Annotated in this window: 12 protein-coding genes; 8 read left to right on the top strand and 4 right to left on the bottom strand. The window is 55.6% G+C overall.

Annotated features, from left to right (window positions below):
* Positions 1-123 precede the first annotated feature (123 nt).
* The 3 genes from V8L71_RS11365 to clpA all read left to right on the top strand — a co-directional run bounded on the left by V8L71_RS11365 (position 124) and on the right by clpA (position 5,369).
* Positions 124-2,358 (top strand): NADP-dependent isocitrate dehydrogenase, encoded by a 2,235-nt coding sequence (locus V8L71_RS11365; protein WP_101146102.1) that lies wholly within the window; start codon positions 124-126, stop codon positions 2,356-2,358.
* A 286-nt stretch (positions 2,359-2,644) separates the two neighbouring features.
* The gene (gene clpS, locus V8L71_RS11360; RefSeq protein WP_008958433.1) at positions 2,645-2,953 is read left to right on the top strand and encodes an ATP-dependent Clp protease adapter ClpS; all 309 of its coding nucleotides are present in this window, start codon (positions 2,645-2,647) and stop codon (positions 2,951-2,953) included.
* Between the two features lie 139 nt (positions 2,954-3,092).
* Positions 3,093-5,369, top strand: a complete 2,277-nt coding sequence (clpA, locus tag V8L71_RS11355) for an ATP-dependent Clp protease ATP-binding subunit ClpA (RefSeq protein WP_101146103.1) — start codon at positions 3,093-3,095, stop codon at positions 5,367-5,369.
* A 162-nt stretch (positions 5,370-5,531) separates the two neighbouring features.
* On the opposite strand, the gene infA is transcribed toward clpA, so the two are convergent.
* The 3 genes from infA to aat all read right to left on the bottom strand — a co-directional run bounded on the left by infA (position 5,532) and on the right by aat (position 7,400).
* Positions 5,532-5,750: a translation initiation factor IF-1 gene (gene infA / locus V8L71_RS11350; RefSeq protein ID WP_007111068.1), complete on the bottom strand. Its 219-nt coding sequence runs from the start codon at positions 5,748-5,750 to the stop codon at positions 5,532-5,534.
* Positions 5,751-5,881: 131 nt separating this feature from the next.
* Positions 5,882-6,616, bottom strand: a complete 735-nt coding sequence (locus tag V8L71_RS11345) for an arginyltransferase (RefSeq protein ID WP_101146104.1) — start codon at positions 6,614-6,616, stop codon at positions 5,882-5,884.
* A 37-nt stretch (positions 6,617-6,653) separates the two neighbouring features.
* Entirely contained in the window at positions 6,654-7,400 is a 747-nt protein-coding gene (aat, locus tag V8L71_RS11340; RefSeq protein WP_101146105.1) for a leucyl/phenylalanyl-tRNA--protein transferase, read from the bottom strand.
* Positions 7,401-7,594: 194 nt separating this feature from the next.
* Between aat and V8L71_RS11335 the strand changes: the two genes are divergently transcribed.
* Together V8L71_RS11335 and lolA are read left to right on the top strand one after the other, a co-directional pair.
* Positions 7,595-10,834: a DNA translocase FtsK gene (locus tag V8L71_RS11335; protein WP_101146106.1), complete on the top strand. Its 3,240-nt coding sequence runs from the start codon at positions 7,595-7,597 to the stop codon at positions 10,832-10,834.
* Positions 10,835-11,004: 170 nt separating this feature from the next.
* Positions 11,005-11,670, top strand: a complete 666-nt coding sequence (lolA, locus tag V8L71_RS11330) for an outer membrane lipoprotein periplasmic chaperone LolA (RefSeq protein WP_101146107.1) — start codon at positions 11,005-11,007, stop codon at positions 11,668-11,670.
* Positions 11,671-11,768: 98 nt separating this feature from the next.
* Here lolA and V8L71_RS11325 read toward each other — a convergent pair whose 3' ends face one another.
* Positions 11,769-13,103 carry a replication-associated recombination protein A gene (locus V8L71_RS11325; RefSeq protein WP_101146108.1) on the bottom strand — a complete coding sequence of 445 codons (1,335 nt, stop codon included), beginning with the start codon at positions 13,101-13,103 and terminating at the stop codon, positions 11,769-11,771.
* 238 nt (positions 13,104-13,341) lie between these two features.
* Between V8L71_RS11325 and V8L71_RS11320 the strand changes: the two genes are divergently transcribed.
* The 3 genes from V8L71_RS11320 to trmA all read left to right on the top strand — a co-directional run bounded on the left by V8L71_RS11320 (position 13,342) and on the right by trmA (position 16,092).
* Entirely contained in the window at positions 13,342-13,887 is a 546-nt protein-coding gene (locus V8L71_RS11320; protein ID WP_101146109.1) for a hemerythrin domain-containing protein, read from the top strand.
* A gap of 150 nt (positions 13,888-14,037) precedes the next feature.
* Positions 14,038-14,835 carry a glutamate racemase gene (gene murI / locus V8L71_RS11315; RefSeq protein WP_101146110.1) on the top strand — a complete coding sequence of 266 codons (798 nt, stop codon included), beginning with the start codon at positions 14,038-14,040 and terminating at the stop codon, positions 14,833-14,835.
* Positions 14,836-14,970: 135 nt separating this feature from the next.
* Positions 14,971-16,092, top strand: a complete 1,122-nt coding sequence (gene trmA / locus V8L71_RS11310) for a tRNA (uridine(54)-C5)-methyltransferase TrmA (protein ID WP_101146111.1) — start codon at positions 14,971-14,973, stop codon at positions 16,090-16,092.
* Positions 16,093-16,231: the final 139 nt, after the last annotated feature.

Below are 16,231 nucleotides of genomic sequence, written 5' to 3'. Positions count from 1 at the left end.
CTAGCTGCTGGGGCGCGCTGGGGGCGTCATCGTGACAAACAGGCTAGAGACCCGGCCATTAGTGAATTCGCGCTCCGCCTAAGATTTCTTGCAATCGTAGTGACAAGAGAGGTTAACGCAAAAATGACCAAAACGCCGAAGATCATCTATACGCTCACCGACGAAGCCCCCGCGCTCGCGACGTACTCCCTGTTGCCGATTATCGATGCCTTTACCGATTCTGCAGGTATTCAGGTAGAGACGCGCGATATTTCGCTGGCCGCTCGGATTATCTCTCAGTTTCCTGATTACCTGAGCGAAGAGCAACAGATCGGCGATCACCTGGCCGAGCTTGGCGAACTGACCAAGACCCCAGAAGCTAATATCATCAAGTTGCCCAATATCAGTGCTTCGCTACCGCAGTTGAAGGCGGTGATTAAAGAGCTGCAGCAGCAGGGCTACAAGCTCCCTGATTACCCGGAAGCCCCCCAGTCTGACGAAGAGAAAGACATCCAAGCGCGCTACGACAAAACCAAAGGCAGTGCCGTTAACCCGGTATTGCGTGAAGGTAACTCTGACCGCCGCGCACCGCTGTCAGTCAAAAATTACGCGCGTAAATACCCGCACCGCATGGGCGAGTGGAGCAGTGACTCCAAGTCCCACGTGGCTCACATGAGTGAAGGCGATTTTTACGACAGTGAGAAGTCGGCGCTGATTGAAAAAGCCACAGACCTCAAAATTGAACTGGTCGCTAACGACGGAAGCACTAACGTACTCAAGCAGAAAACGTCAGTCCTCGAAAACGAAGTCGTTGATGGTGCGGTGATGAGCCGTAATGCGCTACGTCGTTTCGTGGCGGAAGAAGTGGCCGACGCCAAAGCCAAAGACGTACTGTTCTCGCTACATCTTAAAGCGACCATGATGAAGGTCTCTGACCCGATTATGTTCGGCATGGTGGTCAGCGAATTTTATCAGGACGTGCTGAGCAAGCACGCGGATGAGCTCAAGCAGGCGGGTTTTGATCCCAATAACGGTATTGGCGATCTCTACTCGGCGATTAAGTCGCTGCCTGAACAGCGTCAAAGCGAGATTGAAAGTGAAATCCAGGCGCTGTATGCCGAACGCCCGCGTCTGGCGATGGTGAACTCGCATAAAGGTATCACCAACCTGCACGTGCCCAGCGACGTGATCATTGATGCTTCCATGCCGGCCATGATTCGTGACTCAGGCAAGATGTGGGGCGCCGATGACCAACTGCACGACGTCAAAGCGGTGATTCCGGATCGTTGCTACGCCGGCATCTACCAAACCGTGATCGAAGACTGCAAGCAGCACGGCGCTTTTGATCCGACCACCATGGGCAGCGTACCCAACGTTGGCTTAATGGCACAGAAAGCCGAAGAGTACGGCTCTCACGACAAGACCTTCCAGATTCCTAGCGACGGCACCGTGCGCGTCACCGACACCGACGGCAAAGTAGTGCTTGAGCACCGCGTTGAGCAGGGCGACATCTGGCGTATGTGCCAGACCAAAGATGCCCCGATTCGCGACTGGGTGAAGCTGGCGGTGAACCGTGCCCGCGAAAGCAGCACTCCCGCTATCTTCTGGCTGGACGCCCAGCGCGCCCACGATGCCCAGTTGATCAAGAAAGTAGAAAGCTACCTGAAAGAGCACGATACCACTGGCCTGGATATTCGTATTATGGCGCCAGAAGAGGCGATGCGCTTCTCGCTTGAGCGGATTCGCAAAGGTGAAGACACCATCTCCGTCACCGGTAACGTACTGCGCGATTACCTGACCGACCTGTTCCCGATCATGGAGCTGGGCACCAGCGCCAAGATGCTGTCGATCGTACCGTTAATGAACGGCGGTGGCCTGTTCGAGACCGGCGCGGGTGGCTCTGCACCCAAGCACGTTCAACAGCTGTTGGAAGAGAACCACCTGCGTTGGGATTCGCTGGGTGAATTCCTGGCCTTGGCCGCCTCGCTTGAGCACCTGGGCAGTACCTTCGATAACGCACGTGCGAAAATGTTAGCCAAAGCGCTCGACCAGGCTAACGGTAAGTTCCTGGACAGCAACAAATCGCCTTCGCGCAAAGTGGGTGAGCTCGACAATCGCGGTAGTCACTTCTATTTAGCGCTATACTGGGCAGAAGCGTTGGCTGAACAGAATGACGATACCGAGATGAAAGAGCTGTTCGGTCGCTTAACCGAAGCACTGACGGCCAAAGAAGCGACGATTGTCGATGAGCTCAATAGTGTGCAGGGTCAGCCTACCGATATTGGTGGCTACTACCATCCTGACCACGCGCTGACAGACAAAGTAATGCGTCCCAGCCAAACCCTCAATGAGACGTTGACCATCGTCGCCAAGGGCTAATCGCTCCGTCTTCGATTAAGCCTAACCCCCGTCCGCTTGGCGTGCGGGGGTTTTGCATTGCCTTCGCTAATGCATCCTGTGATATTTTAATTTTTCCATGAACCCTTGCTGATCGTTAGCGTCTTATGTACTAGTGAATTCGCCATTGCTGTGAATTAGCTATAGTAAAACGTAGCGATGCTTCTATCGGTCAGTCTTGAGACAAATAATCGTGCTGCTTATGTCCAACCTAGAGAGCTCATACTTGGTCGATCTTCCCGTGTATGCGGGAATGACGCGCCCAAATATGCCCGATGAAGATGGCGATATAGCGGTGCAGCCAGCAGAGCCAGCGCTGGCGCAACCGCCACTTTATAAGGTGGTGCTTCATAACGACGACTACACGCCGATGGAATTCGTCATTGAAGTACTGCAAGGCTTTTTCAACATGGATAGCGAGACCGCCGTTCAGGTGATGCTCGCGGTTCATACCCAGGGTAAGGCCACTTGCGGCGTGTTTACCCGTGATATAGCGGAAACCAAAAGCTATCAGGTAAACGAGTACGCCCGTGAGTGCGAGCATCCGTTGATAAGCGATATTGAGGCCGCCAATTAAAAGCGTTGAGAAATAATTGGCGGAGAGGCTTGCAACCGTGCCATTTGTACCCGATGTTGAGAGAGCCGGTCGATTAAACTGATCCGACGCAAGCCCTAGGTGGCGATACGCCCTAGGTAGTAGCGAAAAGGGGACTGCCATGCTGAGCAAAGAACTTGAAATGACCCTGAACACGGCCTTTACCGTCGCGCGTTCCAAGCGCCACGAGTTCATGACCGTTGAGCACCTGCTGCTAGCGTTGCTGGATAATGCCTCAGCGGTAGACGTACTGAAGGCGTGCGGGGCTAACCTCGATAAGCTGCGGTCCGATCTGCAGGATTTTATCAACTCGACCACCCCGCTGATCCCAGAGGGTCAGGGTGATCGCGAAACACAGCCCACGCTCGGTTTTCAACGCGTTTTACAGCGTGCGGTTTTCCACGTTCAGTCATCTGGTAAAAGTGAAGTTTCCGGCGCGAACGTGCTGGTGGCTATTTTCTCCGAGCAGGAGAGCCAAGCGGTTTACTTCCTTAAGCAGCAAAGCGTGGCCCGCGTTGATGCGGTGAATTATATTGCGCATGGTATCTCTAAAGTAGCTGGCCACGGGCCGTCCCCGTCACCCTCTTCATCAGAAAGTGAAGATGCGGAAGAAGGCAGTAGCGAAGGCGCTGCACACCCGCTTACTGGCTACGCCACCAATCTGAATGAGCAGGCGCGGCTCGGCAAAATCGATCCGTTGATCGGTCGTGATCACGAGTTGGAGCGCGTCGTACAAATCCTGGCGCGTCGTCGCAAAAACAATCCGCTCTTGGTCGGTGAGGCGGGTGTGGGTAAAACCGCGATTGCCGAAGGCTTGGCCAAGCGCATTGTGGAAGAAGATGTACCCGACGTGATTGCCGATGCGGTGGTTTACTCGCTGGATATGGGTGCACTGCTTGCCGGTACGAAATACCGCGGGGATTTTGAAAAGCGCCTCAAGGGCTTGCTGGGTGAGCTTCGTAAACAGCCTAACGCCGTGCTTTTCATTGATGAAATTCATACCGTCATCGGTGCGGGCGCCGCCTCCGGTGGTGTGATGGATGCATCAAACCTGCTCAAGCCGCTGCTCTCTTCGGGTGAGCTGCGCTGCATTGGTTCCACTACTTTTCAAGAGTTCCGGGGCATCTTTGAGAAAGATCGTGCCTTGGCGCGTCGTTTCCAGAAAGTCGACGTGCTGGCGCCCTCTGTTGATGACACCATCAAGATCCTCAAGGGGCTGCGTTCACGCTTTGAAGAGCACCATGAGCTCAAGTACACCGACGGTGCCTTAGAAAGTGCCGCGCGGCTGGCGGATCGCTACATCAATGATCGCTTCCTGCCTGACAAGGCGATTGATGTCATTGACGAGGCGGGGGCGCATCAGCGGCTACTGCCACCGGAAGTTCGAGCTAAAACCATCGACGTGGAGCAAGTGGAAGCCGTCGTCGCCTCCATTGCACGGATCCCGCCGAAGAGCGTTTCAAGCTCCGACCGCAAGCTGCTTGAAAAGCTTGATCGTGACCTGAAAATGCTGGTCTTTGGGCAGGATGAAGCGATCGATAGCCTCTCTGCGGCCATCAAACTGTCCCGTGCGGGGCTTAAATCGCCTGACAAACCGGTGGGTAGCTTCCTATTTGCTGGTCCTACTGGGGTGGGTAAAACCGAAGTAGCCAAGCAGCTCGCCCATATCATGGGTATCGAGCTGGTGCGCTTCGATATGTCCGAGTACATGGAGCGTCACACCGTATCGCGTCTTATCGGTGCGCCTCCCGGTTATGTCGGCTATGACCAGGGCGGCTTGTTAACCGAAGCGGTTACCAAACAGCCTCACTGCGTGTTGCTGCTGGATGAGATCGAGAAAGCGCACCCGGAAGTCTTTAACCTGCTGTTGCAGGTGATGGATCACGGCCGCTTGACGGATAACAACGGTCGCGAAGCCGACTTCCGCCATGTGATCGTCATCATGACGTCCAACGCCGGGGCTGAGCAGGCGTCGCGCCGTTCGATTGGTTTCCAGCACCAAGATCACTCGACCGATGCGATGGAAGTCATCCGGCGTACATTCTCGCCTGAGTTCCGCAACCGCCTGGATGGCATTATACAGTTCCACGCGCTGCCGGTTTCCGTTGTCCGCAACGTGGTCGACAAGTTCTTGATCGAACTGCAGGCGCAGTTGGATGAGAAGCGTGTGCAGCTGGATGTAGACGACATGGCGAGGGATTGGCTGGCCGACAAAGGCTATGATCCGGATATGGGCGCACGCCCCATGGCGCGTCTCATCCAAGAGAAGCTTAAGAAGCCATTAGCCGAGATGATTCTGTTTGGCGAGCTGGCGGATCAGGGTGGCATTGTGCATGTAAGCCTGGAGGAGGGCGAATTACACCTTTCCACCGAGACTGAAATGGCTGATGCGCCCTGAAAAGGGCGCTAAGCAGCGCTACAGCTTGACATTCAAGCACTAGTCATGCCTAAAACGCAGCGCCCTGTCATTGACGGGGCGTTGTCGTTTTTAATGAACAGCCATTGACACTGAACGGCCTGGCGGGAGGGGGCTAGCCGAACGCGTTAACGCTGTAACGACTTAGCGCGAACGGTAAACGATACGGCCTTTAGAAAGATCGTAAGGTGTTAGCTCTACTTTTACCTTGTCGCCGGTCAGAATGCGGATGTAGTTTTTGCGCATCTTGCCAGAGATGTGAGCGGTTACAACGTGGCCGTTCTCCAGCTCAACACGAAACATGGTATTCGGAAGGGTATCGACGATAACGCCTTCCATTTCAATATGATCTTCGCGTGCCATATAGGCATTTCCTCACTTATGAGTTAGTAGTGTTACAATCAGTCAGCATTTGAGTGCCGTTAGGCAGGCGCTCAAGAAACAGCGCTATATTGTGCCGTAAGCCTGCCGTCAAGGCAAAAAAGCTTACTCGTTTAGCGGATTAACTGCCGCCAGTGGCGCCCATCGAGTATTTCCAGCGGTGCAAAAGCCTGTTTGTAGCGCATCTTACGGCACTCTTCGATCCAATACCCTAAATATAGGTGTGGGAGCGCTTTTTCTCGGCTGAGCTCAATCAGCTGAAGAATAGCAAAAGTGCCTAATGAGCGCTTATCCAGCGCTTCGCTCACGGCAAAAAAGGTGTAAATGGCCGAGAGGCCATGCTCCAGTTGATCAAAGGCGGTGACACCGATCAGCTCGTCATGGAGATATATCTCCATGAGATGGGCGTAGGGCTCATCAAGGGTGAGGAAGGTACGGTACTGCTCCCGGCTGGGTGGAAACATATCGCCGTCAGCGTGACGTTGACGAATATAATCCGCATACAAGTCATAGTGGCTTGAAGCATAGTAAGCGGGCATGACGCGAATGGTAAGATCTGCATTACGCCGCCAAATTTTTCGCTGTGTGCGATTAGGCTCGAATGTTTCAACCGGAATGCGTACCGACCGACAGGCGTTGCAGCCTTCGCAGTGGGGGCGGTAAAGATGGCGCCCGCTACGTCGAAACCCAAGCAGTGCCAGTGAGTCATAGACCCCAGGCACGGGTGACTCCTGCGGGTCGAGAAATAGCGTTGTCGCTTCTTTGCCTGGCAGATAGCTGCAGGCATGAGGAACGGTAAGGAAGAAGCGTAAATCCCGCACCGGGCGACGCGGAGTGTTACTACTCACGGCTTGCCTCCTGGGTGAAGCATAATGGGTTCATCTCTTATACGTTAGCCTCGGTGGCAATTGCTTTTAGCCACGGCGATGGAGGAACGATCGGCGTCTCATCGGGTGATGAGGGTAACGTAAACGCCTTACTGGGTAACCAGTTATTAAGATAGTTGATGAATGCTTCGCGAGCGACTGTAATAGCGCCCAGGCTGGCCAAGTGAGGCGTGTGCATTTGGCAGTCGATCAGCTTACCGTCATGCTCGCGCATGGCTCTCGCTAGATGGGCGAGGGCGACTTTAGAAGCATCAGGTGTGCGGGAAAACATGGATTCGCCAAAAAACATTGGCCCCATGGCAATGCCGTACAGGCCGCCCACTAACTGGCCGCCTTGGTGGACTTCAATACTATGGGCAATGCCGAGGGCATGTAGCTGACCGTAGGCGGCACGCATCTCGTTGGTGATCCAGGTGCCGCCTAATTCGTCTCGCGGAGCGGCACAGGCGTGAATAACCTGATCGAAGTGTTGATCCAGGGTGATATGGAAGCCACCATGGCGCAACCGTTTGGTGAGGCTCCGGCGCTGCTTAAATTGCTCGGGTAGGAGTATCATGCGCGGGTCTGGGCTCCACCACAAAATGGGGTCGTCATCGCTAAACCATGGAAATATTCCCTGCCGGTAAGCGTCTACTAGCCAAATGGGTGAAAGCTGCCCACCGGCCGCCAGCAGCCCGTTGGGTGAATCGAGGGCCGTCGATATGGCGGGAAAATTAGGGTATGGCGAGGAAAGCCAAGGCAGCATTAAGTGCTCCTATTGCTAGGGTCGTGAACGACGAACGTTCGTGTACGGCATAGATTCTTGTACGACATGTGTTCTTTACAACGTTCTTCTGCTGAATGCTTAGCAAGAGGCTCTGTGACGGCGGAAGGATGCTCGGTATCATGCAAACTCGCAAGTGGATTAAAGACGCCATTTAGGTGTAAAGGGAGAGTCGCTTGAAAGTGAATAAAGCAGTTAACAAGCGAACGCAGCGTAGCGCGCGTCAAACACCAGCATCGGCTTCTTCTGCGCGTGTTAACGCTGCAAAAGATAAGGCTCGCCGTTTTGGCCTGCGCTTACAAGGCTCTGTGCGCGAAGGTGTCGTGGTGATACTGCTCGCATTGTGTGTATTTTTATTATTAGCACTGTTTAGTTACCACCCCGCCGACCCAGGCTGGTCTTATCAGGGGGCCGAAACGGATGTGCGCAACTGGATGGGGCAGGTGGGGGCATGGTTAGCCGATGTTCTTTATTCATTGCTTGGTGCCAGTGCCTTATGGTGGCCGGGCATGTTTGGTTTTGCCGCCTGGTGGTTGATTCGCTCTCGCCAGGTGCGTTTTGAACTCGATCCGGTGGCGATTGCCGTACACGCAGGTGGATTGGTGTTGCTGATTTTCGGCACCACCATGCTCGGGGCGCTGCATTTTTACCACCCAGATAGCATGCTGCCCTACGCCTCTGGCGGTATCTTGGGCGAGGGCTTGGTCGGCGCATTGAGGCCGCTCGTTGGCAGTGGCGGGGTTGGTTTGATAGCGGCTGCGCTCATTTTAAGCGGCTTTCCGCTGTTCAGCGGTATGTCGTGGCTACAGGTGGCGGATGAACTCGGTAAGCGGATCTGCCGCTTGGGTGGTTGGCTATCAGCTCGACGGCAAGCTCGCCGTATGCGTGCGGCGCAGCGCGCGGCGGCTAAACCCGCACCGACGCCTAAGTCTAAAGCAGAGCCCAACCAGGCAGCCGAGTCAAACGCAACACTGAAAGATAAACAGCCTGCTGAGGTTAAGCCCACGGCTGAGCCGGTCGGTAAAAGTGCCGCTGGCCGTGAACGGCGTGAGCCAGGTTTCTCCATGCCGCTGGATAGCGGCGACACTGACGCTGCCGCCGCTTCTGCACCTAGCCGTGACACGACAGACACCTCCATTCCTTGGGAAGCGGCCGCGTTTTCCAGCAATAAGCATGTGCCTGCTAAAAGCCCCGCGCCTGACGGTGAGCCTTCGATAGAAGCGCCGACCAAATCACCAGTGACGCCAGCCCATCAAGCGGAACAAAAGGCTGAAAGCGCAGCGCCGCCTGCGCCGCGGGAAAATGCGTTCGTACAACCAAGCACGTCGGCGGTAGCGTCTGAGCCTGATGATGCGCCCCAGGAAAAAGCCAGTGCTTTCCCATTGCGTGCGTCGCGCCAGGAAGAGACGACCGAGCCCGCCAGCCAGCACTATTTCGTCAACGATGAAACCGCTGTTAAACAGCATAGTGAGCCATCACTCACCGCTGAGCCAGCGTACACTCCTGAGCCATCGCATTCTGCTGAACCATCACACACAGATGAAATAGCAAAAGCAGAAACGAGCACTCATCGTAGTGATGTTACGGAGCAGACCCCCGTGCACGTTTTTGAGCCCGAGCCTGCCCGTAAACCTGAGCGTGTGGCAGAGGTCGTGCCAGAGCCCGTTTGGGACGACGAAGAGATGGACGACGAAGCGCTGTACCCGGCAGAGCCGCAAGCCGAAACCGTACCAGGGGCTGCTTATTCATCATCTAGACAGTCATCACCTACGACGCCTACGCCAACTGCGCGTCGTGAGCCTACCTTCGCCCCCGATGAGAGTGCGCCAGAAGCGGATGAAGGCCCAGCGCTTTGGACCGTGGAACATTTACAGAGTCAACGGCCTGCCTTTGAAACCATGGACGAGCCAGAAGGCGAGGTGCCGAGCCTGCAACTGCTGACACCGGCAGAGCCGCATCAGCCGAACTATACCGAAGAGCAACTGGCCGATATGGCGGAGCTGCTCGAAGTACGGCTGCGCGAGTACGGCGTTAAGGCGGAAGTCGTCGATACCTGGCCTGGGCCGGTAATTACACGCTTTGAGATCAAGCCCGCGGCGGGCGTGAAGGTCTCCAAAATCAGCAACCTTGCCAAAGATTTGGCGCGCTCCTTGATGGTCAAGAGCGTGCGGGTGGTCGAGGTGATTCCGGGCCGGCCAACAGTAGGCATTGAAATACCTAACCCCAACCGCGCCATGATCCGGCTACGCGAAGTCATCGACTCTGACCGTTACCAGCAGGAAACCTCGCCGCTGACCATGGCGCTGGGGCAAGATATTGGCGGTAGCCCGGTGGTGGCCAACCTGGGCAAGATGCCGCACCTATTGGTCGCGGGTACGACAGGTTCGGGTAAGTCGGTGGGTGTTAACGCCATGCTGATCTCGATGCTGCTCAAGGCGAAGCCCAGCGAGCTGAAGCTGATCATGGTCGACCCTAAAATGCTGGAGCTGTCGGTCTACGACGGCATTCCCCATTTGCTGGCACCGGTGGTCACCGATATGAAAGAGGCGGCCAACAGCCTGCGCTGGTGTGTGGCTGAAATGGAGCGCCGCTATAAGCTAATGGCGGCCATGGGGGTGCGTAATATTGCAGGTTTTAATGGCCGTTTGGATGAAGCCGAACGCGCCGGTGCGCAAGTGGCAGACCCGCTTTGGGAGCCGCAACCCTGGGAAGTACATCAACCGCACCCCGTGTTGAAAAAACTGCCCTACATCGTTGTGGTGATCGACGAATTTGCCGACATGTTCATGATCGTCGGTAAGAAGGTCGAAGAGCTGATTGCCCGTTTGGCGCAAAAAGCACGTGCCGCCGGTATCCATCTGATTCTAGCGACGCAGCGCCCCTCGGTGGATGTGGTGACGGGTCTGATCAAGGCCAATATTCCTTCGCGAATGGCCTTCCAGGTGTCATCGCGCATCGATTCGCGCACCATTCTTGACCAGGGCGGCGCGGAAAGCCTGCTTGGGCACGGTGATATGCTCTATCTGCCCGCCGGTTCCGGGCCGCCTAACCGCATCCACGGTGCCTTTGTGGATGATGACGAAGTACACCGGGTGGTCGATGACTGGAAGCGCCGTGGCGCCCCGGAATATATCGAGGAGATCCTTTCTGGGGGCGTCTCCGCGGATGCCTTGACCGGTCTTGAAGCGGAAGGGGGCGATGGCGACGATGCCGAGCAGGACGCGCTTTACGATGAGGCCGTCCAGTTTGTCACTGAAACGCGTAAAGCGTCGATTTCTGCCGTTCAGCGGCGCTTTAAAATTGGCTATAACCGGGCGGCGCGCTTAGTAGAAGCCATGGAAGGCGCCGGTGTGGTGACATCCATGGGCTCTAATGGCGCACGCGAAGTGCTGGCGCCGCCCCCGGTGGGCCACTAGGTCAAAAAGCCACAATTATGCAATAAGCGTGAAAATAGCGCCGCTGGTGAAACCCTGCGGCGCTTTTCACGTCTTACAACACATGGACGGTTACGCCGACCTCACTGCTTGATTATTGAGCAACCGTTTTGAGCAATCATTCGTTAGCAACGGTTGCCTAGGGAGATCACATGCGCGATACGCAATCAAAACGAACTTCATCGCTGGGTGCTTCACCCCTGGCATTGGCAGCAAGCGCCTTGGGTCTAACCTTCGGTGCCCCCGCATGGGCGGATGATGCAGCCGAGCGTTTGACCGAGCGGCTGGATCCACTCGAGCGTTATCAGGCGTCTTTTGACCAGCAGATTCTCGATGGCAGCGGCGAGCGACTACAGAGCGCACGCGGCGAAATGTGGTTGTCACGCCCGGGTATGCTGCGTTGGGAAGTCGAAGCGCCGTACTCGCAAACCGTGGTTTCCGATGGCGACGATGTCTACATGTATGACCCTGATCTTGAACAAGTCACCGTTCAGGAAATGGATGATCGCGTCACCCATACCCCCGCGCTGCTGCTCTCGGGAAGCGTGGACGATTTAACCGAAAGCTATGAGGTCTTTTACGAGCAGGACGGGGGGGAAGATGTGTTTACCCTGGTACCTATCTCTGCCGATACGCTGTTCGAAGAGTTAAGTATGGTATTCGATGCCGACACGCTAACTGAGCTGTGGATGATGGACAGCACCGGCCAGCGCACCGCGATTACCTTTAGCAATATCACTCTCAATGGCGAGATCGCCTCGGATATGTTTGACTTCGAAATTCCCGAAGGCACGGATGTGATCCGCGAAGAGCTCTAAGAAGAGCTCTAAGAAGAGCTCTAAGAAAGAAGGAGCTTTAAGAAAGCGCTTCAAGCTAGCGTTGTCTGCACAAGCCAGAGAGTAAACCGTCAGGCGCCTTAGGGCGCCTGATCTGCTTCTTGGTCACGATTTTCCCGCCATGCCATGATTTCGCTAAAGCGTTTCTCTTGACCGAAAGGGCTCGGCTTAAAGAAAATGGCTTTAGGCAGCTCGTCAGGCCAGCAATCGTGGGCGCTACCCGCCGGGTAACCATCGGGTTCATTGTGGGCATAGCGGTATCCTTCACCATGGCCCAGTTGCTCCATCAGCTTGGTGGGTGCATTGCGCAGATAGGTCGGCACTTCCACTTGAGGTTGCTGGCTTACATACTGCTTGGCCTCACTCCAGGCACGATCAATGCGGTTGCTTTTAGGCGCCACCGCCAAGTGAATGGCTGCATGGGCTATCGCCCGCTGGCCTTCGTAATCTCCCAGGCGCAGGTAGGCGTCCCAGGCGGCAATAACTAGCGGCAGGGCGCGCGGGTCGGCATTGCCGACATCCTCTGAGGCAATGGCCGTCAGTCTGCGCACCACGTCCAGCGGGTCGCCGCCACCCTGCATGAAGCGCGCCATATACAGCAGCGCGGCATTAGGGCGTGATGAACGAATGGATTTGTGAATCGCCGAGAGCAGGTCGTAGTAGGCGTCGCCCTGCTTATCGAAGGCACTGGCCTGGTGGCCAATCACATCCGCCAGTACGTCCTTATGGAGCACTTCGCGGCCCGCTTCCTGGGTGGCGAAATCACATGCCGTTTCTAAAAGCCCCAGCGCCCGACGGGCATCACCGGCGCTGGCGTGGGCTAGCGCGCTCAACACTTCATCATCGACGACAATATCGCGTTTGCCGAGGCCGCGCTCCACGTCGTTAAGCGCTTGGCGCATTACCGTGATGAGCTCTTCTTGGGTCAGTGATTTCAACACATAAACTCGCGCGCGGGAGAGCAGCGCCGAATTGACCTCGAACGAGGGGTTTTCGGTGGTGGCGCCAATTAGCGTCAGCAGGCCCGACTCCACGTGGGGAAGCAGGGCATCCTGCTGGCTCTTGTTGAGGCGGTGAATCTCATCCAGGAAAAGGATCACCGTCGATGACATTTGTTGGGCTCGCTCCACCACGGCGCGAATCTCTTTTACCCCGGCCATCACCGCGCTAAGGCGCTCTAAATGGGCGTCGGAAGCCCGCGCCAAGAGCTCCGCTAGCGTGGTTTTACCCACGCCCGGCGGCCCCCACAAAATCATCGAACGCACGAGGCCTGATTCCGCCATCCGGCGCAGCGGCTTGTCTGGCCCCACTAACGCCTGCTGGCCTACGTAATCGTCCAGCTGGCGTGGGCGCATGCGAAAGGCGAGTGGGGCGTCTTCAGAAGGTGCTGCGTGGGCGCTATCAAAAAGATCCATGGAAACTTCCGTTGTCATTCGTCACGTAGAACTACTTATTAGCAACAAGTGTCTGTGGTAAAGCGCGGCTTGTCGAACTACCTTTGGCGTAACCTAACAGAAAGATGCACTTGCTAGGATAGCGCCATAGAGGCATTGTTAATGATAACCCCTGTTAGTTAGTTGCTATGCCCCTATGATTGCGTGCCGTTAGCTCTTAGCGTGACGGCAGGCATGACACGATAAAGGAGACGGCTCCATGCTAAACCAACTGCGTCTAGATCATGCCAATATGGCCCGTATGCTTCATGTGCTGCAGCTGAAGCAAAAAACGCTTGCCCAGGGAGAACGGCCCAATTTCAAGCTAATGCGTGAAGTGGTCGATTACATCCTGTCCTACATGGATGGTTTTGCTACCCCGCTGGAAAGGGTGTGCGTTGAGCGACTACAGGCTAAAGCGCCCGACAACGGTGCACTGACCGAGAAGATGGCCAGTGAGTATCGTGAGTTAAAACCCCGCTTGCAGCGTCTATCCAGCGATATCGACATGATCCTGATGGACAACGTCATGCCAATGGATCGTTTTGCCGAAGACCTTAAAGACTATCTAGAGGCGCACAGGGCCTACCTGCGTCACGAACGCGAGGGCCTGTTCCCCCTGATCGACGAACACTTTAGCCAGGAAGATATGGACGAGTTGCGTTCAGCGCTTCCTGCTGGCGCCGAACAGGAGCTAGAACGCCTGCAACAAGCCTACCCTGAACTCTATGCAGAACTGCGCGGGGCGGATGTACCTGCGGTATAGCCACCAATACGGCATTAACCTGGGTCGACGAGCAACAAATTAACAGGCGGGGCATGCTAAACTGGCAGCCCCGTTTTTAGTGAGCAACCGTTCAACCATCGACCAGCTCGGCGCTGAGGAATGAAGCAGGATAGTGATGCGAAGAGAATCATGAAGGGCCCCGTATTAATTTTTGATTCCGGTGTCGGCGGTCTGTCGGTAGCGCATTCGCTGCGCCAACACTACCCCGATGTAGCCATGTGCTACGCCTGTGATAATGCCTGGCTGCCGTATGGGCTGCGCGAAGATTCCGCCCTAACCGAGCGCATCGTGTCGGTCTGTAAAGCCGCGGTAGCTGCTTGCCAGCCTAGCGTGCTGGTGGTTGCCTGTAACACCGCCAGTACGCTGGCGTTGGAGCAACTACGCCAGCAGTTAATGATTCCCGTGGTAGGCACCGTGCCTGCTATCAAGCCTGCTGCCGCACTGAGCCAAACGCGTCACATCGGCTTATTGGCCACCAAGGCCACCGTGGGGCGGCCCTATACCCAGCGCTTGATTGATAGCTTTGCCAGTGACTGCGTCATTACCCGCGTGGCGGCCGATGCCTTGGTGGTAGAGGCAGAGGCCTATTTGGCTGGCATCACGCCCAACGTAGAGCGTATGCAGTCGGCATTGGCGCCGTTATGGCAAGCCGTCACCGCGCCAACCGTGTCTCCCAAGTTGGACACCGTGGTTCTCGGCTGTACCCATTTTCCGTTGCTTAAACCGTGGTTAAGCGAGCTTGCTCCAGCGCCTTTGCATTGGATTGATTCTGGTGACGCGATCGCACGGCGGGTGGCTCAGGTGGTGGATGCGCTCGCCAGTGAACACCAAGATGGCCGCTGTTGGACCACGGCACCCGCGGTAAACTTAACCGCTGGTTTAGCGCGCTATGGATTTAACGCCCCGCAGCTATTGTCCGTGAGTTAATGCATCCTGTTTACCCGCTACTGTTTTCGAAGCTCTATTTTCAAAGCGCAATTTTCAAAACCCTATTTTCAAAACCGAATTATTGAAACCGTATTTTTGAATCCCTATTTCTGAATTTATTCAAGAGGAGCAGCCTTGGCTATCCCCGTCGTAGAACCTGAACGTTATGCCGAGCAGCTAGCCGCCAAGCGCGACTATCTTGAGACGACCTTTGCGCCTTTCCAGCCACCGGCACTAGAAGTGTTTGAATCACCGCCGGGCTACTATCGCCAGCGCTGTGAATTTCGCATTTGGCATGAAGAGAACGATCTCTTCTATGCCATGTTTGAAGTCGATCCTGAGAATCCAAAAAATAAGCGCGTCATTCGCTTAGATCAGTACGCTGTCGCCAGTGAGCGAATCAATCAGCTCATGCCACAGCTGCGTGAGGCCTGTCTGGCGTCTGACGAGCTGCGTCGCAAGCTGTTTCAGGTGGAGTTTTTAACCACGCTCTCCGGCGAGGCGCTGGTCACGCTGATTTATCATCGGCCCTTAGGCGATGAATGGGAGCGCGAAGCACGAGCGCTGGAAGCTGAACTCGGCATCATGATCATTGGCCGCTCCCGCAAACAGCGCATCGTGCTGACCCGTGATCACGTCTGGGAGCGCCTAGAGGTGGATGGTCGCGCGTTGCACTATCAGCAGGTCGAAAACAGCTTCACCCAGCCCAATGCGCATATCTGCCAAAAAATGCTCAGCTGGGCGCGTGAAGTCACCGTTGGCCAGCCAGAGGACGATGCAAAGAAAGATTTGGTCGAGCTTTATTGCGGAAACGGCAATTTTACCATTGCGCTCGCCGAGAATTTCCGTCGCGTCCTCGCCACCGAAATTTCCCGCACATCGGTCGCCAGTGCCAACGTCAATCTGGAAGCCAATGGTGTTACCAACGCGCAAATTGGTCGCATGTCAGCAGAAGAGTTTTCACAAGCGCTGAAGGGCGAAAAGGCCGGGCGTCGCGTGGCAGAAATGGGGTTGGAGGAGTACGATTTTTCCACCGTACTGGTCGACCCGCCCCGCGCTGGGCTAGATGAGCAGAGCTGTGAACAGCTCAGCGAGTACGCTCAGATCGTCTATATTTCATGCAACCCGGCCACATTGGCTGAAAACTTGACCATACTGACCACTACCCATCGCATTGAGCGCTTTGCGCTATTTGACCAGTTCCCGTTTACCGATCACTGTGAGTGCGGGGTATTGTTAACGCGGCGAGATAGTTAATTAGGTTGAATGTGCTAACGCCCTAATGCGTAAACGGTATGCGCCATGAACAACATGTCATGTGATTAGGGACGCGACGATAGGTAGCGTAAGCTAGACGCTATGTTGGCCTAAAGGCCTATTGTCCTTCGTTTTTTGG

Origin of the sequence: Vreelandella indica, from assembly GCF_037070225.1 — a bacterium.
Lineage (GTDB): Bacteria > Pseudomonadota > Gammaproteobacteria > Pseudomonadales > Halomonadaceae > Vreelandella > Vreelandella arctica.
Note: the sequence above shows the minus strand (reverse complement) of the source record. Positions and strands in the feature narration are given on the sequence as shown.